Below are 23,711 nucleotides of genomic sequence, written 5' to 3'. Positions count from 1 at the left end.
TCTTTAAACACCGCTATATGCATTGAATCCACCGTCAACGGGAATAACGGTCCCTGTCACGAAACTTGCTGCATCACTTATCAACCAGTGCACAGTGCCATGAAGTTCTTCCGCCCTCCCAAAACGTTTCATTGGAGTATTCTTGATAATCGCATTGCCCCGATCGGTATAGCTCCCGTCTTCCAATATGAGCAGGTGCTTATTTTGGTTGCTTATAAAAAATCCAGGTGCAACCGCATTAACGCGCAGACCTTCCCCGAATTTAAGGGCCAGTTCGGTGCCGAGCCATTTCGTGAAATTATCTATAGCCGCTTTTGAGGCAGAATAACCTACGACCCTCGACAAAGGTCTTGAAGCCGCCATGGATGAAATATTGATGATGCACCCATGACCTCGCTCAGCCATCAGTTCGCCAAAAACCAAAGAAGGAAGCACAGAACCGTCCAAATTTAATTCGGACACCTTTCTAAAGTCTTCCATTTTCAAATCGAATATGCTTTGTGCATCTCCAATTATTGCACCGGGCATATTCCCGCCAGCGGCATTGATAAGCACATCTATGCTGCCCCAAGCTTCCTCAACATCGTTTTTCACTTTCTTCAAAAAGTCTTTGTCAAGAACACTACCCGAGAACCCAAGCACATTTGAATATTTCTGTTTTAGCCCAATGACTTTGTTCAGAACCTTGGTTTGGGTACGGCCTATAAAGGCGACCTTGGCTCCTGTGGAAAGCAAGTATTCTGCCAAACTTCCACCCAACACACCCGTACCTCCGGTGACAAGAATCACCTTTTCTGAAATATTGAATAGTTTAATGCACATATAAAGCCATATGTCAGGTTATTTGATTTTTTCCAAAATAACTATTTAGCAATGTGGTTATAACCAAGCATGACAGTTCTTGTCCATTCCCATTATATATCTCTCTGTTTTTTCGGCCTATCTCTATAAATTTTAAGAGAAGCTTTTTTATAGGTATTCCAAAATAATTTCCTGTTATAACCCCAACATGACCACCTTTGAAAAATGCTCTACATATCGTGGTATAGTAAAACTCACGCCGAATTTGTTTCGAGGTCAAAATTTGTAACTATTGCCATTTTGTTGCATCCGATTTTTTCGGACCAATGCTTCCAAAAAATAATAATCCGCATAGACTAACGGTATATCTATCTCTGCACCGTGCGGAATGCTTCCAACACTATGGTTTAAAATGAAATATTTGTTATTGGCAGAGTCCATATATGTAGGAGATGATAGAGATCTTATTATTTCATCTGCTTTTATAATATATCCTTTTCCATATTTTTCTGAATATAATCCCAATTCAAGTAATGCTGAACATGTGATTGCTGCCGCTGAGGCATCTCGAGGGATTTCTTTGAACATTCTGGGCTCATAATTCCATTCAGGTCTAAGGGAAGTGTTTTTAACATCAAAATCCCAATAAGGAACTAAATCCTCTGGCAGTTCTGGATGATTTAAAATATAATTTGCAATATTCTCAGCAAATTCTAAAAATCTTTTATTCCCCGTGTATCGATAGCAGACAACAAAGCCATACAAACCCCATGCTTGGCCACGAGCCCATGAGGACTCATCCGCAAATCCTTGCACCGTAGCTTTATTCAAAACCTCTCCAGTTTTTGGATCATAATTTACCATATGGTAACTTGAAAAATCTTTCCTATAGTGATTCTTCATTGTAGTCATGGCATGCTCAACGGCTATATTTCTAAAGGCCGGGTCACCACTTAGCTTAGAAGCTTCAAACAATAGTTCCAGATTCATCATATTATCAATAATCACAGGGTAATGCCATATTGTTTTTCCATCCCATGATTTTTTTCTGTTCCATGATTTAATACTCTTTACCATGGGATTATATCTTTGACTTAGTGATGTAGCCGCTTGAATCAAAATTTTCCTATACGTTTCATTTTTTGTAATTCTATATCCATTTCCATAACTACAATTGATCATGAAACCAATATCATGGTCATTGGTGACATATTGCACCGGTTCCAAGATTTCGGTCCATCTTATGGCTTCCTCTTTCCATCTTTCGTCTGGACTGAGTTCATATAGATACCATAAGCTTCCGGAAAAAAAACCACTAGTCCAGCCAAAAATTCCTGATGTTACAAGGTCTCCATTATTTGATATGGATCTGGGAATTTTAGTCGGATCATCAGTTTCATTCAGTGTCCTTTCAAATTGCCCAACAATGTAGTCCATCTTTTGCTGTGGTAATACTGCCGAACCATTTGACTTGCAAGACAATAGTAGAGGCATTACCCCAAGCAAGTAAAGTGTTTTAAGTTTAAATCTCATCTTTGTAGAATAATTTTCTGCTCTTTCATGAATGCAACTTTGCCATTCATCCGTTAACCTTAAATCAGTCTTCAAGTCGTACTTCTGGAATACCGGTTATTTTCACATCGTTCTCTTTAGAATAGTCCCTGATTATTGTCCAAAGCTGATTCCGCCATTGTTTCATTTCCATTCTTTGCAGAGGAGCCAACATATAATCCAAACCCTTACGTCGGTCTGCAAAATGATCTTTTACATCATCCATGACGTGGACATAGTCTTTCCCGTCTACACTCCTCCCTTTCTTATATTGGCTCTTCTCCCAAATAGAAACAAAACTATCCCACATTTTTTTCTCTTCATCCAAAATATCATCAATTGTTTCATAAGCTTCAATCATATAATTCATTGCCTTTTGCGGTGAGGTTTCCTTATTTGCTGCATTCACATACTTCTCTACTCTTACCAAATTTATTAGTACATCCATGGTGTATCGTTCCAAATATGCTATTGAAAGCAGCACTTCCAAATTATACCAATTTCTATCCACTTTTGTAATACTATATGATAGAAGGTTAATCAATCGGTCGTTCTTTTCGACCTGTTCCGATGCCCTCATAATCTTGTCGGAATATTTTGAATCAAACAATGAACTTCCATTGGTATGTTCAGAAAATGGAAGGGACGGTAACTTCAGGGTTAAATCGGAACGGGGGTGCGGGTTTTTTCCCTTTGAGCTTCCATAGCTATTCCCTCTTTCTTTGGAAGGGACCTTTTCCCATAAATCTTCATAAAACCGAGCTCCTTCTTGAAGAAGTCCATATATTTCCACCATATATGGACTACCATATCCATAGAAAGCATTCATAAAATCCGTGATGCTTTGGTCAATGGTTGGTTTTTCGATGCTCCAACCATATTGTGTAACCGTTGCCCATCCCAACCAAAAAGTCTCATTGTGAAGACCCGAGTCATCCCAGGCAGCAGCAAATGTCCCAATAGGCTGCCCTCCTTTTTTTTGGATTTTGGAAATATTGTCATGAACATCTTGCAATCTTCCACCAATGTTCCTACCTCTGTAACGAGTAGGGAAATAATTAGGGAACAGAAATTCTGCACCTTGCATGGAGCTATATGAAAGATGTTCTATCCCAGCTCTATTTTCGTTTTCAATCCATTCTTCGCTTCTGGTGGGTGTCATTATTGCATCGATGATTCCCGATGGCAAATGTGCAATATGATCTGTCAATAAAGGGTATTCAACCCATGCCAACATTTTTCTATCTCTATCCGACATCCAATTGTGTACCCTGTTCACGTAGTCTACCCACGTCCAGCTACGGTTCTCTTCGTTATATTCCCTTTCGCACTTACCACAAATACCAGGGTAATATACCTCATCGGTGGATACAAAAAAATACTCCACCCCGGGAGTGGCATCAATCATATCCTGATACATATCAAAAACCAATTCCATGGCTTCCTCATCACACATGCATATGTGATAATTGCTTTCCGCATCCGCTCTTAAGTGTTCATATTCTTTATGCTTCAGCACAAATGCCATATGGGAAGGTGCTTGGACGACCGGTATTAACTGGATGAACCGTTCCAGGGCGTATGATGTAATTTCTATCATCTCTTTTTTTGTAAAGGCCCCTGGGGCTCCAATAATCGGGTTTCTAGGATATTCATATTTATCCTCAATCTCAAATGCAACTGCGTTTACCTTAAAAAATGCGGCCCAGTCCAGATATCTTTTTAAGGTTTCAATCCTATCCTGATGATGCTTGGTATCCCAATGTATCACACGGAGCTTCGTATCAGGCCAGTCTTTGATAACCCCTATAGGTAAATTATATTCTCCATTTGTACCAGGTTTCAACAATTGGAGCAAACTTTGGATGCCATAAAAAATTCCAGTTTCTGAATTAGCAATGACTTTTACCAAGTCTTGCTTTATCTCAATTTGATAGGCCTCTCTGGACTGTTCTGCATCCAATTCCACAAATAAGGAGTGTTCCGCCAATTCAAGAACTATTTTTCCCGTACCGGATCCTCTGAATACAAGGTCGTGAAATTCTTTTACCCCATCTAAGAGTCTCTTCACGGAAATGGAATTTGAATTCATGGATGTTTCAATTCCCCAACTATCATCAATACCGATATTCTTGTCGGAAATTAAGACTTCTTGTGGGGCTGGAATCAAACTATATCCCCTCGCTCTCAAGTCATTAGCATGTGTTTCCGTGCATACTAACAAAAATGTAAAAAAATAAATGAAAAAAGGGTTGAACATCAGAATGCCTTTTTCTTGGGTCGATTTTCCCTTCTCTAAAACATTCTTTTCAAAAAAACAAGTAAAAACCACTTTTTCGTACTTAAAACCCTTCATATTTTTCTGTTTAAACTTTTATCTGCTATCAAATGGTTCAAAAATAAATAAAAAAGAAATCTATTGAAAATTTTTGTTTTCGTTTTATTACAATGTGTTCGCCAAAAACTGTTGGAAATAGGGAAAATACCTCCATCAATACTTGCAAATTATCCTTTCAAGCCATGTTAAACGAAATGTCCAAAAATCCCTGAAGATTCTCATGTTTATTTTCCAAATTCATGTTTTACTTTTGGGTGTAAAGTACAATAGTGTGTCTCGGTATCCTTTATCATCGAAATATCTGGAATGGCCAACGTATTTTTTCTCGAACTTGGCGTTACAACTTAAGCCTAAAAACATTGTCCTCCAATTGGGTGTCTTTTAGCTTCTTAAAATCCTCAACAGAAAAATCACTAACATTTCTCAAGTCAAAAAATGGAGCTCCATCTACTCCTGCCTCTACATCCAAATGATAAAAATAGGCGTTATGGACATCCTCCAATACAAATGCAGGCCTAGCCTCGGGTTCATTATAATCAAGTTTAACATGACTCATGTCCAGTCCTTTCACATGTCTAATATAAAAACCATAGGCTGGGAGTAATCCATACATACCCGGCTCAGGATAATCTGCTTCATTTTCGGGAGGAAAAATGCTTGCTAGTTCTTTTTCACCCCCACCCTGCTGATTGAATCTAACATTGCTAATCTGTACATCTTCAATATAATGTCCAGGTATGGCGCTTATTGAGGACGTATATCTGCCATTTGCATCCGACCCTATCACGTTATTGATGGTTATTCTTTTTATTGTACCGACCCTTGTTCCCTTTGGGCCCCTAAGACGGCTGCCCAAACGTATAAAAATTGGACTTTTGGACAAATGCCTCATCGTAATGTTCGAAATCGCTATATCTTCAATGTGGGCTCCATCAACGCTCTCAATTGCTATTCCACGTGAACGATCGAACACACAGTTTGTTATAGTGATGTTTTTGAAATCCCCATTTGACTCGGTCCCCAACTTAATTCGTCCGAAATTATGGGATTTATACTCGGGAGCGCTCACCTTGAAGGTTCCATCAAGGAGTGTGCCTTCGTCAAAACCACCTGTTAAAAAACAATTGGCTATTGTAATGTTTTCGCAATTCTTTATTTTTCCCAATCCATAAGATGACTTCAAACATATACCATCATCCCATGGGGAATTTACACTACAGTTGGAAATACGAACATTTCTGCAAGCATCTACGTCAATTCCATCTCGATTGGTGTCAATCTTCAAATTATCGATGGTAAGATTGTCCACCCCTGTTGCCAGAATCCCAAAATGACCTCCATGTAAAATTGAAAAATCCCTCAACAAGACATTTCTGCATTCTTTGAGCGAAATGGCCTTATTTCCCGTACCTTCACCCCCATCTTTATATATGCCTGTATCGAGATCGTACCCTGGGTTCAGGCCTTTTCCATAGATTAAGCCAGGACCCAATATCGATATGTTTTCAAGCCCAATACCCCAAATAAGGCTATTCTTCCAATGGCTATGGCCAAAATCCTGATAATTGCCACCCTCTTCATTTACTTCGGGAAAATCATATTTGGCTATTGAGTCATGAACGGCTTCAATTACAGATCCAACTTCTAGATATAGTGTGATATTACTTTTTAAGTGAATTGAGGCCGATAAATATGTCCCCGGAGGGAAATATACCATGCCTCCTCCTTCCTTATTGGCATCATTTATGGCCTTATTTATGGCATCTGTGTCCAATTTTTTGCCATCCCCGACGGCACCATATTTTTTTACATTGTATACGTTTACTTCATTCGCCAACAGGGCAATGGCATTGAATACAAAAAATACTACTAGCAAGTTTCTCTTTATCATCGAATCGATTTTAAGGTTATTTAGAAAAATTTTCAATCCTTTATAATCCAATCTGGTTTTGGAAATGGCCTCATCAAACTGAATCTTTGGTAGTTTTCGAAAACATCCGGATCAGGTCCAACATGCCTGGGGTCCCCAGTTTTAATTAGAAATGTCGTAAGTTCTTTTTTTAGTTCTTCCAATATGGCCTGATGTTCATACTCTCCAACCAAGTTGACCAAGCAATATGGATCCTTTTCTATGTCATACAATTCGTGTTCGGGTCTTTTGGCCATTGCCAAATCAAAATATTCACGCACTTCTTGGTCCTTGTAATTTTCAATAATATATGCTTTGGACAATGCCGCATCTATATCCCAAAAAGCCTTGTCCATGAATTTTCCCTCATCGTTCAGCCCATACATATTCTCAAGCCTAAAGGGATCATTAACATCAAGCATTTGTGGAGCTCCTGATGGCCATCTTTCCGGAGCATAGTTTCTTATATACAGATATTCTTTGGTCCTTATTGCTCTAATCGGATATCCCAGATTCGACCATCGTGCAGAAGAATGTTTCTCTCTACTTGAGAAAACAGCGGTTCTGGAAGGATCTATATGACCATTCTCTTTTGAAAAAAGGAGGTTATCGAAACTTTTCCCCGAAATAGGTTTCATGCCTTTTGGTGCCAAACCAGTAATTTCAAAAATAGTTGGTGCAATGTCTACCAAACTGACTAAATCGTCTATCACCCGGTTTCCACTAATCTTGGCCCTCCACATTATTGCCATAGGAACATGAATGCCATACTCATAGCAATTGGCTTTTGCCCTTGGAAATGCCATTCCGTTATCTGAAGTAACAATGATAATGGTATTCTCCAACTCGCCCGCTTTCCTAAGACTTTCAATCATTTTGCCCAAATGATGGTCGAACCAATCGATTTCCAAAGCATAATCCAAAACATCAGTTTGCACAGGAGTATGGTCGGGTAAAAATCCTGGCACAAAAGCTTCCTTGTATTTTTTGCCTGCCTTTAGTCCAGAACCCTCTTCGAATTTCCTATGCGGCTCATAACCGCCATACCAGAAATAGAAGGGTTTATCTTTTGGCCTCTTGGAAAGAAACATATCAAAATTTGCTGCGTAATCAATATCGGAGATACCATCTGCGGGCACACTGTCATTTGTACCATGCCTTAATTCATTGAACTCCACCCCAGCCGGGTCTCTCTCCCTTCCAGTCAACTTCCAATTGAACGGGGCACAACCTTTACCTGTAAAACCGATGAAGTAGTTGTTCTCCTCCAATACATCGGCCATTACTTTATATTCCAGGGGAAAAAGTGATTGGTGCCCTCCGGCCTCTTCATTCTGCCATGCATATCTTCCCGTTAAGATTGAGGAACGGGATGGCGCACATCCGGGGGAGGTAGAAAAAGCATTGGTAAATAGCACCCCTTGTTGTGCCACCTCATTAAAGGCAGGGGTATAAACCGTATGGTTGCCATATGCCCCTGCGTAGGGGTAAGATTGATCATCACTTATTGCAAAAAGAATATTTGGGGCCTTGGTTCCATTCTTCAAATTTTGACCGTTGCAATATTGATAATGTTTCCCCCCCAAAAAAAATATGATTGTTAAAAAAAAGAATCTCATCACTGTTCCATGTTGGTCATTTATACGATACTTGAGATGTCTGCCATGAATATTTGTCGTTGCCCCTTTGGTGCTCCCTGAAAAAAAATCTTTGTATAGTCGTTGTTCCAAAAGGGATGTCCATCCAAGCGCAATGTAGCGTACTCAATATTTGTTCTGGGTAGAGTAGGCATTTTACATAAAATATGTTCTTTATCTGCTTTTAGGTCTATTAATCGGATAGCAACTTCTTGCACTCCTTCATAACTTGTTGGATATGAGTCCGTCATCAGATAGTTGCTTGAAGGTTCAATGCGGGGATGACCAGTTCCTTCAAGGGTCTCACTTAATATTTTGAATTCTGACCCATCGTATTTAAATTGGCAAAAACGGACGGTTCCGTCAATCAAAATATTGCGGATGAGATGATTCCCATCAGGATGCCAATTTGGATGCCCGCCCATGCTGTTCCATATATCTGGGGCCCCAACAGTAAAGTTTATATTGTCCCCGTCCGAATCAAATGTAAATACCATAGCGTTTCTTCCTCCGTAACCACTTGGAAAAAGACACCGCAAAACCTGCATGATCCTAGTCCCCTGATTGTTATATTTGGTGTGCCAAAAGTAAAAAGTGCCATCCCTCTCCGGCGCTTGCTCAGGAATTTTGGATGCCACATCAAAAAGGCTCACTAGCAAGGTCTTTGTATTCGTTTCCAAGTCTGTCCTCCAAATACCCTCCTTCGTTGAAGCTCCTACTGGAAGCTTATGAGGATTATCAAATGATTTTGAGGGGTATCCGTATCCCTGCTGGGTAACATTTAGCAACTCCAGAGGGAAACCCAAAACATTTTTGCCGTCTGGCGAAATATTATATTTAGGCCCCACAAAAGCCTTTGTCCGATTTGTTTCCAAATCAATCTCAACACATACACCGACACCATCGATCACATCGTTTGTATACAGGTATCGGTCAGTTGGACCCCATTCCAAATTGGCCCCTACCTGATATCCCCAAGCCTTTGTTGAAAAGACCTGTTCTATTGTTTGCTCCTTTAAATCGATAACGCACACATGGGCCAATTCCCCAAAATATGGGACACGGTTCAATTTAGGAACCCGTGTCACTGCTAAATACCGCTGTGACCTGCTCAAGGAGGAAACATCATAGTAGGTGGACACATAGGATCCATCCTCAGGTGTGACCTGTGTAATGGGAACCATGGTTTTCCCGGGACGATATGTTTTGAATTGAAATGGCCTTTTTCCGTTAAGTGGACGTTGAAAAGACCAAATACCCTCAGTCACTAGAGATGCACAAAAACCGGCCGAGGTCAAAATAAACTTTTTCCTATTCATATAACTAAACCTTAGTTTAAAACCATAAGCCCTTTCCTGATATATGGGGAAAGGGCTTGACTTGGCGAATTGGGAAACTTGTTCCCCAACCCTTAAAAATCAACTAACTCAAAACAACTCAAATAACTATTGTCAATCCAAAATATCCCCAGGATGCTCATACGGAACGTTTGTGTTCGTATCCCACCACACCTTAGTGGTTAAAAAGTCTCCTCCTATTCTTTCCGATACCTCCTGATAATTGGCGCTATTGATATTTCCCTCTTCAACTGGATAATTAATTCTCCTAGGAATCGTACCTCCGGTCTCCCCTATCATTGAACCTATAAGTATACGAGGAAAGCCAGTTCTCCTCCACTCGGTCCATCCTTCAATAGCATTTGGGAAGAGTGCAATGTTTTTCTGGGACAAAATCTGTTCCAATTGCTCTTCTGTGCTACCACTCAAAGTGCCGACAGGAGTACTCAAAAAAGCCGAAATAGCATCGGCTCCAATACCATAAAGTTCCATATTTGCCGTAATTCCCCTTTTATACCAAATATCGGCATCCTCATTTCCCAAACCCAATACCAGCTTGGCTTCTGCAAGCGCAAAACAAACTTCACTGTAGTTCAGTACAGGCAAATCCAATACCGGAGTCCTAAAAAAGTCCCCTATCTGTGATAAATCATTTAGAACATAATGTTCTCTTTCCTCACTGCCTTCCAACCCAAGCGGCCTTCCTCTATAAATCAATAGGCTGGGATCATTGTTGGCTTCTGCATCAGCTATAGAATTTGGGGTTGGCAAAGCAAAGATGGTAAGCCTTGGGTCATCTACTTCCTGTAATAAATCAATTATGGTCTTGCCCATTAATTGAGCCAAAATTTCACCATTCGAAATTATTTGGTTATAGATGGGATTTCGGTTCCCCTCCAAATCTTCGCTCGTTGTGACGAATGCATTGTCATCATTACTTCCCATCAAATCAGATGTCAATAATCCATTTATCTGATCGGCTGCCAATGACTGATTTGAGTAAATTACCCTCAGAGCCAATCTCAGTTTTAGTGAATTAGCAAACTTTTTCCATTTATCCACATCGCCCCCATAAACCAAGTCCGCACCCCCGAACCCGGCCTCAGCATTTTCATCAAGAGATGCAGCCGCCAACTGAAGCTCATTCAGCATATCAAGGTAAATACTTTCTTGGGTATCATATTTGGGCTGAACAATAACGTTTTCAACTGATTGTACTGCCTCGGAATAGGGGACATCGCCATATATATCGGTCAAACGTTGATAGATATATACCCTCAAAATCTTTGCTATCGCATGTTTGTTCACTTGTTCCGGGTCATCTTTGGTCAGCCTGATGATTTCAGAAATGTTTATAAGGTTGGCATACGACCCACCGAACTCATCAGAGAAGAACCCTGCAGAAAAAGGCTGGTTCCCAGCTGAGGAGGAATATCCGGCATAATTGCCAAAAACGCTAAGAGGTGTTGCCCAATCATCGATGAACAACTCTTTCTGTACTCTGGTCAATAACAAACCTACATCAAGTTGATCTTCGGATAGTAGCGTTGGGTCAGTATTGAAGTTTTCATAATCTTCCGTACACGAAATACTGCATAAGGTTGCTATGGTAAAAAAGAATATCGTTTTAAATATTTTATTGAATGTTTTCATTTCTGTTTTTTTTGAAAATTCATATAGCAAATTACTATCATTGAGTGTTGAATCAGAATTTAAGGTTCACATTGATACCATAACTTCTCGTAGATGGTATTGTAAAAGATTCTGAACCCTGTGACCCCGATGCTGTGTTGAAGGCCGATTCAGGGGTAATTCCCAAACCTTGCATGTGTTCGTCGAGGTATAACAAATTCCTTCCAACCGCCGAAATCTTCAAATCAGTGAATGGAGTCTTTTTCAAGAAAGATTTTGGAAAAGCATATTCCAAGGTAACTTCCCTCAAACTTACGTAGCTTGCATCCAGCACAAACTCTTCAATAATGTCTTCGCGCGTGAATTGACCTGCCAAATCAATCCTAGCCACTTCAATATCACTTTTCTCCCCGGCCGCCAAATGCAGAACTTGATTCCCATTTTCATCCGTTATATAGTAATCGTTTTCCATGACACCATCCGCTATTCCGACCCAAAGACCCTCTTCGTTTTGATAAACCCCATCGGTAGTAAACCTACCCGTTCCGGTTGCGGCCTGCCTATATTTAGTTCCCGAAAGAATCTCACCTCCCATTTTCACGTCAATAAGTGCACTAAGCGCAAATCCCTTATAGGAAATACGATTTGACAAACCGCCTATCCAGTCAGGTTGGATATTCCCTAAAATTTTAGTGTTGTTATCATCCCGTTGGTACCTCCCAGCCTCATCCAATAATTTTTCACCATTTTCATTTCTTTTGTAGTAGAAACCGACAATATTTCCAAAATCTTCCCCTGGCCTTGCCTCAATGGTGCCCCAACGATCTCTTGACATTTCATGAGTTTCAATTCCATCAGCCAAGGAAACGACCTTGGACTTATTCTTGGCAAAATTGACTATGACATCCCATTGAAAACCATTTCCGAGTTTAATGGGAGTAGCATCAAATTGCAACTCAATCCCCTCATTGGTAATCTCCCCCGCATTGATGACCATAGTACTGAACCCAGTTGCCGATGAAATATTTACCGGAAGTATCTGGTTCTTTGTGGAGGAATTGTAATATGTAAAATCGATTCCTAGCCTGTTATCAAAAAGACGTAGATTGGAACCAAATTCATATGATTTGGTCAATTCATTCTTCAAATTAGGGTTGGGAACCCTACTTTGAATTCCAGCTTGGCCCTGTCCATTTATGGTTTCGACCGAGTTTACATAGCCGATGGAAGTCAGATAAGGTGAAGAATCATTCCCTACCTCAGCATAGCCTGCCCTTAACTTTCCAAAAGTCAAAAATTTAGAATCCATTTTAAAGGCATCTGTAAAAACAAAGCTTGTTGATGCCGAAGGATAAAAAAACGAATAATTGTTCATTCCCAAGACTGAAGACCAATCGTTTCTTGCGGTAAGGTCCAAAAATAAATAATCCTTGTAAGCAAGCTGACCAGCCGCATATATTGAATTCATTTCTCTTTCTACTTTTTCATATCTAGGTGATACTTCAGAAGCATTGGATATATGATAGAGCCCTGGTGATCGAAGTCCAATACCGCTAGAACCTGAAACTTCACGACTTGCGTGCAAACGACTGGCCCCTAGATTAAGGGACCCCGTAAGGTTACTGGAAAACTCTTTGTTTGCCATCAACAGGATATCACTATTGTTCTCCTTTACATGCCAAGTATAATTACTAACACTACCAGATCTTGCACTCACCGACCCTATGGCACTTCTAGTAAACCTTTGATCCGTATAAAAATCAGTTCCTGTCCTGGCCTGAACACTCAACCAATCGTTAAAATCATATTTTAGTGAAACAAAACCAATGATACGATCTCTTTCATCCTCGTTAAGCACCTCGTTGATGGTCCAATATGGATTTTCAATTCGAGAAGTGTAGTTAAGCGGTGCACCATTGGCGTCCTTGTAATTTTTTAAATCATCCAGTTTGACGTGCCTTGCAAGTTCAATTATAGCAGCCATCATATTTGAACTACTGGCCCCTGCTTGGGGTCTATTGTTGGCTGAATGATGAATATAATTCACCTTGGCATCCAACGACAGTTTATCAGTGATACTGACATTTCCCCTGAAATTAATCGTCTGCCTATCAAAGGTACTTCCCGGAATTACTCCTTCATTTTTCAAATCAGACAACGAAAGCCTCATATTTGCATTTTCATTGCCTCCTGTAAAAGCTATTGTATTGGTTTTTGTAACTCCTGTGTTAAAAAAACTTTCAATATTATTTATAGGCTGGGCCGTCATTGCCATTACTTTGGTTGGATCCGTCCAATCCGCCACCAATTGACCTTCAAATGCCGGTCCCCAGCTTCGCCATTGCCTTTCATTAATAATCCCATATTCTACCCCATCTATTAGTGTCGTACCTCTAATTGGAAGGTCGGGATCAAAGCCCATCATGAACTGATTCTGGAATGTTGGAAGCGTGGCTATATCATCAATAGTGACATTGGAGTTCACACTTATTCCAAGTCCTTTTCTTGATTCTCCTGATTTTGTAGTAATCAATATTACACCATTAGCTGCCCTTGCCCCATACAGTGCAGCAGCATTTGGGCCTTTCAGCACAGTCAGGCTTTCAATATCATCAGGATTTATTCCAGATATTCCATCCCCGTAATCCACACCTCCATTTGCAAAGTTGGCACGGTCTGTGGTCTGGTTGTCAATTGGAACCCCGTCAACAACATACAGGGGCGCATCGTTACCAGAGATTGAGCTGTTACCGCGTATGACCACCCGTGAAGAACCACCGGCACCGTTCGGAATGTTGGTAACTTGAACCCCGGCAACTTTTCCCGCCAATGAATTGACCACATTGGATTCACGAGCCTCAGTAAAACCCTCCCCCTTTAATTCCTGGGACGCATAACCAATGGCCCGCTTTTGCCTTTTCAACCCCAGCGCGGTCACAACCACCTCATCCAATTGATTGGTATCCTCTTCCAATGTGATATTGACGACATTGGAGGAACCAATAGCTATAAACTGTGTTTTCAATCCAAGATAGCTGACCCTCAAAGTAGCACCTTCGGCAACTGTTATCGAATAATTACCGTCGAAATCCGTCAGAGCCCCATTTGCAGTTCCTTCCTCAACAATATTGACACCTGGCAAAGGTGTGCCATTCACATCGGACACAGTACCAGTAATTGTCTTTTGTTGCGCAGACACATTTACTAGTGCCACCAAAGAAAGCATTAGAGCTAAAAAAAGTTTTTTCTTCATTAGTTAGAGTTTTTAGTTGCTTGATAAAAATAGGTCTGGTTGAAATGATATAAAACGTAAGCCTATACTTACAAAAATATCATTATAATTTAACATAACCTTTCGTTTCATATTTCAAATATAAACTATTTTTTAATATAGCCAATAAAAAAAGCATTTATAACTTATAAATGCTTTTTTTGTTATCATATCATTATTATTAGGAAATTCTTTCTGTATATAATCCGAACGCACCCATATGGCTTGAGGATAAAAAACTTTGTTATGACTCCATTGTAAAATAGACCAAAAGCATAATCATTAACGGGGGGCCTTCAACTATAATGTGACTATGTCCTTAAAAAACAGACCTTATGTTATTTATCACCTTCAAAATCAAATGGAAAGTTATTGGAAACGACATGCTCCCGTTCCATAATTTCACGGAAGTATTCCACAGTATCCGGGAAAAACTGTGATAGATTCTTTTCTTCTTTCATATCCTTATCCAAGTCGTATAGTTCTAGGTTGGAGTGAAGGCCCCTTTTATCAATATCCAAACGTACAGCTTTCCATTTACCTTGACGAACGGCCTGTTTTCCACCTTCTTCATGAAATTCCCAATATAGCACTCTATTTCCATCAAGCATTGAATTTTGCAACAGAACCCCATGAAGGGAAACCCCATCAAGAGTGCGATTTTGCGGGACACTTCCACCAAATTCCTGCAATGTGGGCAATAAGTCGCCAAAATATGAGATTGAATTATTGGTTTTGCCCATCTGCACGGTTCCAGGCATTGAAATTATCAATGGAACCCTTATTCCTCCCTCGTACACATCCCGTTTTTTTCCCCTTAAGCCGCCTGAACTGTCAAACGTGCCATCCCATCTTTTCGCCGCACCATTATCAGAGGTAAATATTATCAAGGTGTTCTTTTCTATTCCTGCATTCTGAACGGTTTCCCAAATTCTTCCAAAATCCTTGTCAATAAGGGACACCATGGAAGCATAAACTTTCTCATCAGGTGACCATGGCATGTTCTTATAAAATTTATTTATTTCAGGAATCTCATATTCCTTGTGAGGAAGCAAGTAAGGGACATATAGGAAGAATGGCTTTTCCTTGTTGGCTTTCCGTTCAATAAAATCAATCGCAAAATTGGTGAAAAGAGAATGGGAGTATACCCTTTTACCTCCCTTTGCATTCATTTTGATTCTATATTTTTTGCCGTTCTTCCATATATAATCGGGAAAGTGCGAATGGGCCCTTTTTTGGTTGAGATATCCAAACCATTCATCAAAGCCTTGATTATTGGGAAGCCCGGAGGTATTTGGCTCTCCCAGTCCCCACTTTCCTGTTATTGCAGTGGAATACCCTTGTCCTTTAAGCACCTCCGCAACAGTAGTATCATTGTCCCTAAGAGGTATCCTTTTCTCTTCGCTGTCGGACCCTGGATTATCATCTCTTCCAAAATTTCCCCTGACAGTAGTGTGCCCCGTATGTTTACCCGTCATCAATACACTTCGGGATGGTGCACAAACAGGAGACCCAGCATAAAAGTCTGTGAACTTAATCCCATTTGCTGCAAAAGCGTCAATGTTGGGAGTCTTGATTTTCCTCTGCCCGTAGCACCCCAGGTCCCCATACCCCAAATCATCGACGACTATCAATATAATATTTGGTTGTTTTTTTCCTGCGCTTTTTAACGGGTTTTGAGCTAATCCCCGTGCTGGATGGAGCACAAAATAAATCAACATCAAAAAGGGTAAACAACAAATCCTCCGATGACGTATCTTTAGATTATCAGTAATTGACATATAGTATGAGTTTATTTTTCCAATATATTCTGAATAACCCCAGATAAAGCTTTCGCAATCCTATAGGATCCCAAATCCGTTGGATGTATCCTGTCTACCGTACATTCGGAATAATCCTCCCCTAGGATAATCGACCCATCAACAAAGTAAATATTATCGTCGCCGGATTTTTTTCTATCCAGAACCATTCCTTCCAAATAATCCCTATTATCCAACAGCCTTTCAAAAGCTTCACTCCCGTCAACCGCATACGCAACCCGGATTTTCGAGACTATCAATATAGGGAGGTTCGGTTTTTGCATCCTTAGTATGTCAACAAACGGACCTATCGTCTCCCGTATGGTCATATTAGCATTGGCCTCATAATCCAAAACCACCAAACGAAGGTCAGAGATTTCATTGATGATATGCGCTATTTCAGGCTCTCCCTTTCCGTTTCCGGAAAACCCCAAGTTCACAAATTCAACGCCAAGTTTCCGGCTCAGTATATTGGAATAGACCATCCCAGGCCTTGAAACACACCCTCCCTGCGTAATTGATGTGCCGTATACAACCACCTTTCCTTTATGTTTGAGAGGTTCCGCTTTCCGTACAACGGTCCCATCCTCAATGCCGATGGCCAAAAACTCAATGCCGTTATACAATGGGAAGTTGATTCTAAAGGTTTGCAGTTCATGATTATCCCCAACGGCAAAACTCGTAATGTACTCAGTGGCATCATGCGCAAACTTGGAAGTTTGAATATATCTAGGAATGCCCTTTTCTTCAATGTAAAGGTCAAATCCACTCTGTCCTGTGGGTGGCATATGGTACATGTTGGAATAATTGGACAGTTCCACTTGCAAGAAAATCCTATTGCTATTGGTTTGGAACCTTAGCTGACCCCCTGCGGTTTGATCGGCCAGATCATCTACCGCTTGAGGAATTTTCCGCTCGGGCAGCAGAGGCAATCTTCTAAACACATGATCTTTTTCCATCCATTCAAAGCCAATAAGTTGAAAAGGTTGTTCCATAGGGTCATGCCAAATTACACCCTCCATCTTTTCATTCACCTGTTTCTTCTCCACTTGCGCAAGACAAACATTGAATACCAATAAGGTTACAATAACTTTATACAACGATAAGCTCATTTAATACTTATGGTTTATTTAAATTTCTTTCACAAAGATATAATTTAAAAGATTATATAAAGGTATAATAACTTTTAATTGCTTTTTTATTTTTAAAAATTAATTTTTGACTTACATTTGCTTTCTTTAGTTTCTTCTTCTTATGAAGAATGTTAATAAAAACTACAATCAAAGTATTATGATAGATATAGGTTCAAGCAATACGGCAAAAGAGATTATGCACCAACCTGATTTATGGTTGAAGACGTATTCCTTCATTGATAGCAAACGCAAAGAGCTGGGTTCGTTTATGACTAAGGCGCTAATGTTTGAAAATTTGAGGATAATTTTGATTGGAGCGGGAACTTCGGCATATATAGGGGAGGTGTTGCAAAATAGTATGCAGCGAAAACTCAACCGTGTAACCCAGGCCGTTGCATCAACGGACTTTATTTCGCATCCAAAGGATTTCATAGCCAAAGAAAATGAACCTATATTATTGATATCCTTTGCACGTTCAGGAGATAGCCCTGAAAGTCTGGCGTCAGTAAATTTGGCCAACACGTATTGTTCCAAGTTGTTTCATTTGATCATCACATGTAATCCAAAGGGCAAACTTGCCAGTAACGCGGATGATGAAAATACATTTGTTCTCTTAATGCCGGAAGAAGCAAACGATAAAGGGCTTGCCATGACCGGGTCGTTCACTTCCATGTTACTTGCTGGATTATTGCTTTCAGATTTTGAAAAGTTTGACCAAAACAAAGGTTATGTGGAACAAATGGCTAAATACGGGTCATTAATCCTAGAAAAGTACAGCCAAAAAATCAAGGAAGTAGCCACTTTGGATTTCAATCGTGTAATCTTTCTAGGTTCCGGTTCGCTAAAGGGCATTGCGAGAGAATCCCAATTGAAAGTTCAAGAACTATCAGATGGCCAAGTAATTTGCAAATACGATTCATTTTTAGGGGTGCGCCATGGTCCAAAAGCCATTATCAAAGATTCCACCTTAATAGTATATATCTTTTCAAGTGATAGTTATGTAAATAAATATGAATACGACCTTGTAAGGTCCATCAACCAACAAAAGGAAAAACTTTATGAAATTGGAATTGGGGAAGCCCTAAAACAAAAAGGTGACATTTCATTGGATCTTTCAATTGAAGTTGCAGATGTCAACCAAATCCCTGAAGAATACTTTGCTGTTTGTGCTATTCTGCCCGGTCAAATCTTAGGACTCTATAAATCGATTAATCTTGGACTTCATCCTGATTCCCCATCAGTGAACAACTCAATCAATAGAGTGGTGCAAGGGGTCAACATTTATAAATTAAATTAATTGCCTGGAAAATGATATTGTGTGTTTGTCCAAATCCTTCCATTGACAAATTGGTTTTTTTGGACACTTTGGAAGTTGGAGGCGTAAATAGAGTCACAAAGGAATTCTCTTACCCAGGCGGAAAAGGTGTACATGTCGCCCTTGGCATAAGAGAACTTGGCGAGGATGTCACTTTGTTATCTTTTTGGGGCGGGGATATTGGAAATTGGATTAAGAAGGAATGCCAAGAAAGAGGTATTCATTGTGTTGGGCCAGAGGTGGAGCATTGGAATCGAACATGTCTCACCATCAAATCGAAAGATGATTTCAACGAGACAGAAATATTAGGAACTGGACCTTTCATCGGGGACTTGGAATACAATCTTCTTTTTGACCAGTACAAGAAACTCTTGAAAAACACCAAGATTGTATGCATGAGTGGTTCTTGGCCAATCAACTCCTTCAATGCAAACTATGCTGAATTCGTTAAATATGCATCTCAACTGCAAATAAAGTCTTTTGTGGACTGTTCAGGAGATTCATTAAAAAAGGTTTTGGGAGCAAATCCATATTTACTCCACATTAATCACAAAGAGGCATATGAACTATATGCCGACACCAATATTGAGAAAAACATTGCAGCACTAAAACAGCATTGTTGTTTAGCTGTGATAAGCAAGGGCAACAAAGGGCTTTTTCTCTATGATGGTGAAAATATTGTCCATGCATTGAGCAAGGTAGATAATGTAATAAGTGCGGTGGGTAGCGGAGATAGTCTGATGGCCGCCACGGTGGTAGCATGTAAAAGGGGGCACGACCAGATTGAAATGGCTAAATTGGCTGCGGCAGCTGGAGCTTCAAATTGTATTAGAGAAGAATTGGGAATGTTCCACAAAAAGGATGTCGAACGCTTATACAAGGAATGTATTGTCAATGTTAAACGGTTAACTTAAAAAAATGGACAAAAAATATGACGTAATAGTTGTGGGAGAACTCAACGTGGATTTGATTCTAAATCAAATTAATGGATTTCCGGAAATTGGCAAGGAAATTCTGGCCGACAAAATGACCTTGGCATTGGGTAGTTCATCCGCTATCTGTGCAAGTAATCTAAGTTCGCTTGGGCGTAAAGTTGCTTTTATCGGTAAGTTGGGTGACGATATTTTTGGTCATTATACCATTGGTCAGCTTGAAGATAAGGGAGTGGACACATCAATGATTATTGTTGATAGTGATCTTGAGACAGGTGCGACCATTGCTTTAAGTTATGACGAGGACAGGGCCATGGTGACACACCAAGGGGCTATGTCGCATTTAAACATCAACGATATTGACTTCCAAAAGCTTTCTTTGGCTAAGCACTTACATTTTTCATCCTATTTTTTTCAACCTGGGTTCAAGGATACATTGCATACCCTATTTAAGAAAGCTAAAGAAATTGGGATGACCACCTCATTTGATGTCCAATGGGATCCTTATGAAAAATGGGACCTTGACCTTGGTAAAGTCCTCCCCCATGTGGATATATTCATTCCAAATGAAGTGGAACTTAAAAAACTGACTGGAAGTTCTGATATCGATTCGGCCATAGACCACGTCAAAAACCACAGTAATTACGTTGTGGTCAAGTGTGGAAATAAAGGTTCAGTACTGTTTTATGCCGGAAAGAGAATTCTTAGCAAGCCTTTTCTCAACGAAAGTGTAGTGGACGCGATAGGAGCTGGGGACAGTTTCAATGCAGGATACATTTCAAAGTTTATTGAGGGAAGGGCTCCAGAAGAATGTCAAATATTCGGGAACCTGATAGGTGCTATTTCAACTACCAAATCCGGAGGCACCGAAGCCTTCAAGAACATGGATGAAGCCATGAGAACCGCAAGTAAAAGATTCAATTATAAGAACAATGAGACTACAGGATAAATTTCTTGAACTAAGGAGGAAAGGGCAAGGGATATTGGCCACAAACTTCTACAATTTTGAGACTCTCGAAGGGGTTATTCTAGCAGCTAAAATGAGGAATCAACCCATTGTACTACAGCTCACAAGGAGCACAGTGGAATACATGGGCTTACCGGTTGCCTATCAACTTGCAAAATCCATGTTGGAACATCATGATGTCCAAGGGTGGGTTCATTTGGACCACGGCGATTCATACGACCTTGTTGCCCAATGTCTCGATATTGGCTTTGATTCCGTAATGATAGATGCCAGTGAACAGTCGTTCAAAGACAATATTGAAATCACAACAAAGGTGGTGAAATTAGCCGAGACCTATGGTGCCAATGTAGAGGCTGAACTGGGTTATATTGCAAAACTGGGTCAAAGTAAGGAGACTTCCGGGTTTACCACGCCTGAGGATGCTAAAGCATTTGTTGATGCAACGGGTGTCAACGCCCTTGCCATTGCCATAGGAACGGCTCATGGATTTTATGACAAGGAACCCAAGCTGGATTTGGAAAGATTGTCCAACATTGCCAAAGTGACCGATGCGACATTGGTTCTGCATGGTAGTTCGGGCATTCCTGACCAAAGCTTAAGAGCGGCGATAAGCAGAGGAATTACCAAAGTTAATTTGGCAACTGAGATCAAAAATATCTTCATGAGGTCATTGAAAACAGAATTAATGACAAATGACAATATTGACCTTAGGAAGGTCTTTCCCAAAGCAACAGACAAAGTCGTGGGACTCGTCATGAGAAAATTGGAAGTGGTAAATAATAATCTATAGAAGGAAGGGGCCAACCAAATTACAGCCCTAGTTTTAGAGCGTAAATAAGAAGATCATATGAAAATTTCCAAACAACGTACAATACCATCTACCCAAATACCATAAATAATCCAATCCTAATGTCAAGTCAATGAATCCCATCGACCTAACCCAACAACTTATAGGTTTTGACACCATAAATCCGCCAGGTAATGAGGAAGGTGCGGCCCGATACATTGGAAATATCCTAGCTGGACATGGGTTCTCTGTAGAATATCCACAATTCGACAAGGGGCGGTTAAACGTCATTGCAACAAAAGGTCTCTCCAAAGAAGCCCTTCCCATTGTATTGACTGGGCATTTGGATGTTGTCCCCTTGGGTGCAAAAAAATGGAGGTTCGATCCACTTATTCCAACCATAGAAAATGGCAAACTATATGGTCGTGGGTCCAGTGATATGAAATCAGGGGTAGCTGCCATGATAGTTGCAGCCATTCAATGTGGTTCAAGGAATTGCCCAAAAGGCGGTATCAAACTGATTTTTACCGCTAATGAGGAGTTGGGTTGCATTGGAGCCCAGTATCTCCGGCAGATTGGCTATAAAATCGGAAAAGCAAGTGCGATTGTTGTTGGCGAACCCACATCAAACGTCCCGTATTCAGGTCATAAAGGCGGCTTATATCTAAAAGCGGTAACCTCTGGAACCACAGCGCATTCCTCAACTCCTGAGTTGGGAGACAATGCAATATATAAGGCGGCCAGGGCCATCACCAAGATTGAAACATTGAAATTCAACGGACATAGGGACAGCCTACTCGGATACCCCACCATAAATGTTGGGAAAATTGTTGGTGGGCTCAATTTAAACTCGGTACCAGATGAAACAGAGTTTACGATTGACATTCGATCCACAACAAAATTCAATAATGATAGGGCAATAAAAGTCCTGCAGAAAAAACTCGGGCCAGAAGTATCGCTTATAAAAACCGTTGACCTCGAAGCCATCGCCACTCCGGAAAACTCCAACTTCCTGAAAATGGCTTTGGATGTCTGTTCCTATGATTATGGAGTTGAGGGAGTGGTAAAAGCAGCTCCTTTTTTAACGGACGCCTCTGTATTGACCCCTTGGATGGGCAATCCTCCTACATTGATTCTTGGCCCAGGAGAAGCAAAAATGGCACATCAAACAGATGAATACTGCCATGTGGAGAATATTACCACAGCGGTTGAATTGTATAGTGAAATAATAAAGCGTAATAGTTATTTGCAATTATGAGGGATTATCCAGAATATTTTACCGCTGAAGGTGAATTGGAGGAAGCTCTGTCCAGACCAACCTCCGAACTCGTTAAAATGATGACAATGCTGGATGGTGACATCATTATTCTTGGTGTTGCTGGCAAAATGGGTGTTTCGTTGGCCCGCATGGCCAAACGGGCCATTGAAGAAGCCAAAGTCAAGAAACGGGTGATAGGGGTTTCCAGATTTACTTCGACCGAACATCAATTATTCCTGGAAAAAAGTGGAATTGAAACGATAAAGGGAGACTTGCTGGATATTGGATTTGTGATGGGTCTTCCGAAGGTCAAAAATGTATTTTTCCTAGCAGGAACCAAATTTGGGACAGATGGAAACGAGCCGTTCACATGGGCAATGAACTCTCATATGCCCGGGCTTATCGTGGAAAAGTTCAAGGATTCACGAATTGTTGCTTTTTCAACTGGTTGCGTTTATCCACTGACAGCCATCAACTCGGGAGGTTCAAAGGAGTCTGATAGGCCGGAGCCAATAGGGGAATACGCACAATCCTGTTTGGGGAGAGAAAGGTTGTTTGAATATGGAAGCCTAAAAAACAAGACCCCGATAACAATCATCAGATTGAATTATGCTGTCGAAATGCGATATGGTGTATTGGTCGATATTGCCACCAAAATCCACAGGGACGAGCCCATAGATGTTACAATGGGTTATGTTAATGTAATATGGCAAGGTGATGCCAATGATATGATATTAAGAAGCATCCTGTTTTGTTCATCACCGGCCCTTTTCCTGAACATAAGCGGTCCGGAACAAATTTCAGTCGCCTTTGTGGCAAAAACAATTGGAACATTGTTGGGCAAAAAAGTCAAATTGAAAGGAACCGAGGCAGACTCTGCCCTATTGACAAATGTATCGAGGTGTGAGGAACTATTGGGGACGACGAAAGTAAAACTTGACAAGATAATATCCTGGACCGCCAATTGGGTAGGAAATGACAAACGGCTCTTGGGGAAAGCAACACACTTTGAGGTCAGGGACGGAAAATACTAAGCAAAATCAA

General features: G+C 40.5%; 16 protein-coding genes. 6 read left to right on the top strand and 10 right to left on the bottom strand.

The window, feature by feature from the left end; all coding sequences use genetic code 11:
* Positions 1–3: 3 nt before the first annotated feature.
* The 10 genes from AB1A65_RS16865 to AB1A65_RS16820 form a co-directional block, all read right to left on the bottom strand.
* Positions 4–822, bottom strand: a complete 819-nt coding sequence (locus tag AB1A65_RS16865; RefSeq protein WP_366591104.1) for an SDR family oxidoreductase — start codon at positions 820–822, stop codon at positions 4–6.
* Between the two features lie 255 nt (positions 823–1,077).
* Positions 1,078–2,409 carry a glycoside hydrolase family 88 protein gene (locus tag AB1A65_RS16860; protein WP_366591103.1) on the bottom strand — a complete coding sequence of 444 codons (1,332 nt, stop codon included), beginning with the start codon at positions 2,407–2,409 and terminating at the stop codon, positions 1,078–1,080.
* Entirely contained in the window at positions 2,399–4,708 is a 2,310-nt protein-coding gene (locus AB1A65_RS16855) for a glycoside hydrolase family 20 zincin-like fold domain-containing protein (protein ID WP_366591102.1), read from the bottom strand. Before AB1A65_RS16855 ends, AB1A65_RS16860 begins: the two co-directional genes overlap by 11 nt.
* A gap of 319 nt (positions 4,709–5,027) precedes the next feature.
* Complete coding sequence (locus AB1A65_RS16850) at positions 5,028–6,581, bottom strand: glycoside hydrolase family 28 protein (protein ID WP_366591101.1); 1,554 nt, start codon at positions 6,579–6,581, stop codon at positions 5,028–5,030.
* A 32-nt stretch (positions 6,582–6,613) separates the two neighbouring features.
* A complete protein-coding gene (locus tag AB1A65_RS16845) occupies positions 6,614–8,146 on the bottom strand; it encodes a sulfatase (protein WP_366591100.1) in 1,533 nt (510 codons plus the stop codon).
* Positions 8,147–8,238: 92 nt separating this feature from the next.
* Positions 8,239–9,420, bottom strand: coding sequence for a hypothetical protein (locus AB1A65_RS16840; RefSeq protein WP_366591099.1), 1,182 nt, complete (start codon positions 9,418–9,420; stop codon positions 8,239–8,241).
* Positions 9,421–9,687: 267 nt separating this feature from the next.
* Positions 9,688–11,226: a SusD/RagB family nutrient-binding outer membrane lipoprotein gene (locus tag AB1A65_RS16835; RefSeq protein ID WP_366591098.1), complete on the bottom strand. Its 1,539-nt coding sequence runs from the start codon at positions 11,224–11,226 to the stop codon at positions 9,688–9,690.
* A gap of 52 nt (positions 11,227–11,278) precedes the next feature.
* Entirely contained in the window at positions 11,279–14,458 is a 3,180-nt protein-coding gene (locus AB1A65_RS16830) for a SusC/RagA family TonB-linked outer membrane protein (RefSeq protein WP_366591097.1), read from the bottom strand.
* 356 nt (positions 14,459–14,814) lie between these two features.
* Positions 14,815–16,110 (bottom strand): arylsulfatase, encoded by a 1,296-nt coding sequence (locus tag AB1A65_RS16825; protein ID WP_366591096.1) that lies wholly within the window; start codon positions 16,108–16,110, stop codon positions 14,815–14,817.
* Positions 16,111–16,268: 158 nt separating this feature from the next.
* Positions 16,269–17,387, bottom strand: a complete 1,119-nt coding sequence (locus tag AB1A65_RS16820) for an SGNH/GDSL hydrolase family protein (protein WP_366591095.1) — start codon at positions 17,385–17,387, stop codon at positions 16,269–16,271.
* Positions 17,388–17,565: 178 nt separating this feature from the next.
* Here AB1A65_RS16820 and AB1A65_RS16815 point away from each other — a divergent pair, with 178 nt between their 5' ends.
* The 6 genes from AB1A65_RS16815 (at position 17,566) to AB1A65_RS16790 (ending at position 23,701) form a co-directional block, all read left to right on the top strand.
* Complete coding sequence (locus tag AB1A65_RS16815) at positions 17,566–18,705, top strand: SIS domain-containing protein (protein WP_366591094.1); 1,140 nt, start codon at positions 17,566–17,568, stop codon at positions 18,703–18,705.
* 59 nt (positions 18,706–18,764) lie between these two features.
* Entirely contained in the window at positions 18,765–19,637 is an 873-nt protein-coding gene (locus AB1A65_RS16810) for a PfkB family carbohydrate kinase (RefSeq protein WP_366591093.1), read from the top strand.
* Positions 19,638–19,641: 4 nt separating this feature from the next.
* Complete coding sequence (locus tag AB1A65_RS16805) at positions 19,642–20,604, top strand: carbohydrate kinase family protein (RefSeq protein ID WP_366591092.1); 963 nt, start codon at positions 19,642–19,644, stop codon at positions 20,602–20,604.
* Positions 20,588–21,412, top strand: a complete 825-nt coding sequence (locus AB1A65_RS16800) for a class II fructose-bisphosphate aldolase (protein ID WP_366591091.1) — start codon at positions 20,588–20,590, stop codon at positions 21,410–21,412. Before AB1A65_RS16805 ends, AB1A65_RS16800 begins: the two co-directional genes overlap by 17 nt.
* A gap of 130 nt (positions 21,413–21,542) precedes the next feature.
* On the top strand, positions 21,543–22,667 hold the full coding sequence (locus tag AB1A65_RS16795) for a M20 family metallopeptidase (protein WP_366591090.1): 1,125 nt from the start codon (positions 21,543–21,545) through the stop codon (positions 22,665–22,667).
* Positions 22,664–23,701 (top strand): hypothetical protein, encoded by a 1,038-nt coding sequence (locus AB1A65_RS16790; protein ID WP_366591089.1) that lies wholly within the window; start codon positions 22,664–22,666, stop codon positions 23,699–23,701. The genes AB1A65_RS16795 and AB1A65_RS16790 overlap by 4 nt, the downstream gene beginning before the upstream one ends.
* Positions 23,702–23,711: the final 10 nt, after the last annotated feature.

This window comes from Allomuricauda sp. ANG21, assembly GCF_040705235.1.
GTDB classification, from domain to species: Bacteria; Bacteroidota; Bacteroidia; order Flavobacteriales; family Flavobacteriaceae; genus Flagellimonas; species Flagellimonas marina.
Note: the sequence above shows the minus strand (reverse complement) of the source record. Positions and strands in the feature narration are given on the sequence as shown.

Excerpts from the sequence above, each read along its gene's own strand:
- AB1A65_RS16865 (WP_366591104.1), bottom strand. The coding sequence starts at position 822 with ATGTGCATTAAACTATTCAATATTTCAGAAAAGGTGATTCTTGTCACC.
- AB1A65_RS16855 (WP_366591102.1), bottom strand. The coding sequence starts at position 4,708 with ATGAAGGGTTTTAAGTACGAAAAAGTGGTTTTTACTTGTTTTTTTGAA.
- AB1A65_RS16850 (WP_366591101.1), bottom strand. The coding sequence starts at position 6,581 with ATGATAAAGAGAAACTTGCTAGTAGTATTTTTTGTATTCAATGCCATT.
- AB1A65_RS16840 (WP_366591099.1), bottom strand. The coding sequence starts at position 9,420 with ATGGTTCCCATTACACAGGTCACACCTGAGGATGGATCCTATGTGTCC.
- AB1A65_RS16835 (WP_366591098.1), bottom strand. The coding sequence starts at position 11,226 with ATGAAAACATTCAATAAAATATTTAAAACGATATTCTTTTTTACCATA.
- AB1A65_RS16830 (WP_366591097.1), bottom strand. The coding sequence starts at position 14,458 with ATGAAGAAAAAACTTTTTTTAGCTCTAATGCTTTCTTTGGTGGCACTA.
- AB1A65_RS16820 (WP_366591095.1), bottom strand. The coding sequence starts at position 17,387 with ATGAGCTTATCGTTGTATAAAGTTATTGTAACCTTATTGGTATTCAAT.
- AB1A65_RS16815 (WP_366591094.1), top strand. The coding sequence starts at position 17,566 with ATGATAGATATAGGTTCAAGCAATACGGCAAAAGAGATTATGCACCAA.
- AB1A65_RS16805 (WP_366591092.1), top strand. The coding sequence starts at position 19,642 with ATGGACAAAAAATATGACGTAATAGTTGTGGGAGAACTCAACGTGGAT.
- AB1A65_RS16800 (WP_366591091.1), top strand. The coding sequence starts at position 20,588 with ATGAGACTACAGGATAAATTTCTTGAACTAAGGAGGAAAGGGCAAGGG.
- AB1A65_RS16795 (WP_366591090.1), top strand. The coding sequence starts at position 21,543 with ATGAATCCCATCGACCTAACCCAACAACTTATAGGTTTTGACACCATA.
- AB1A65_RS16790 (WP_366591089.1), top strand. The coding sequence starts at position 22,664 with ATGAGGGATTATCCAGAATATTTTACCGCTGAAGGTGAATTGGAGGAA.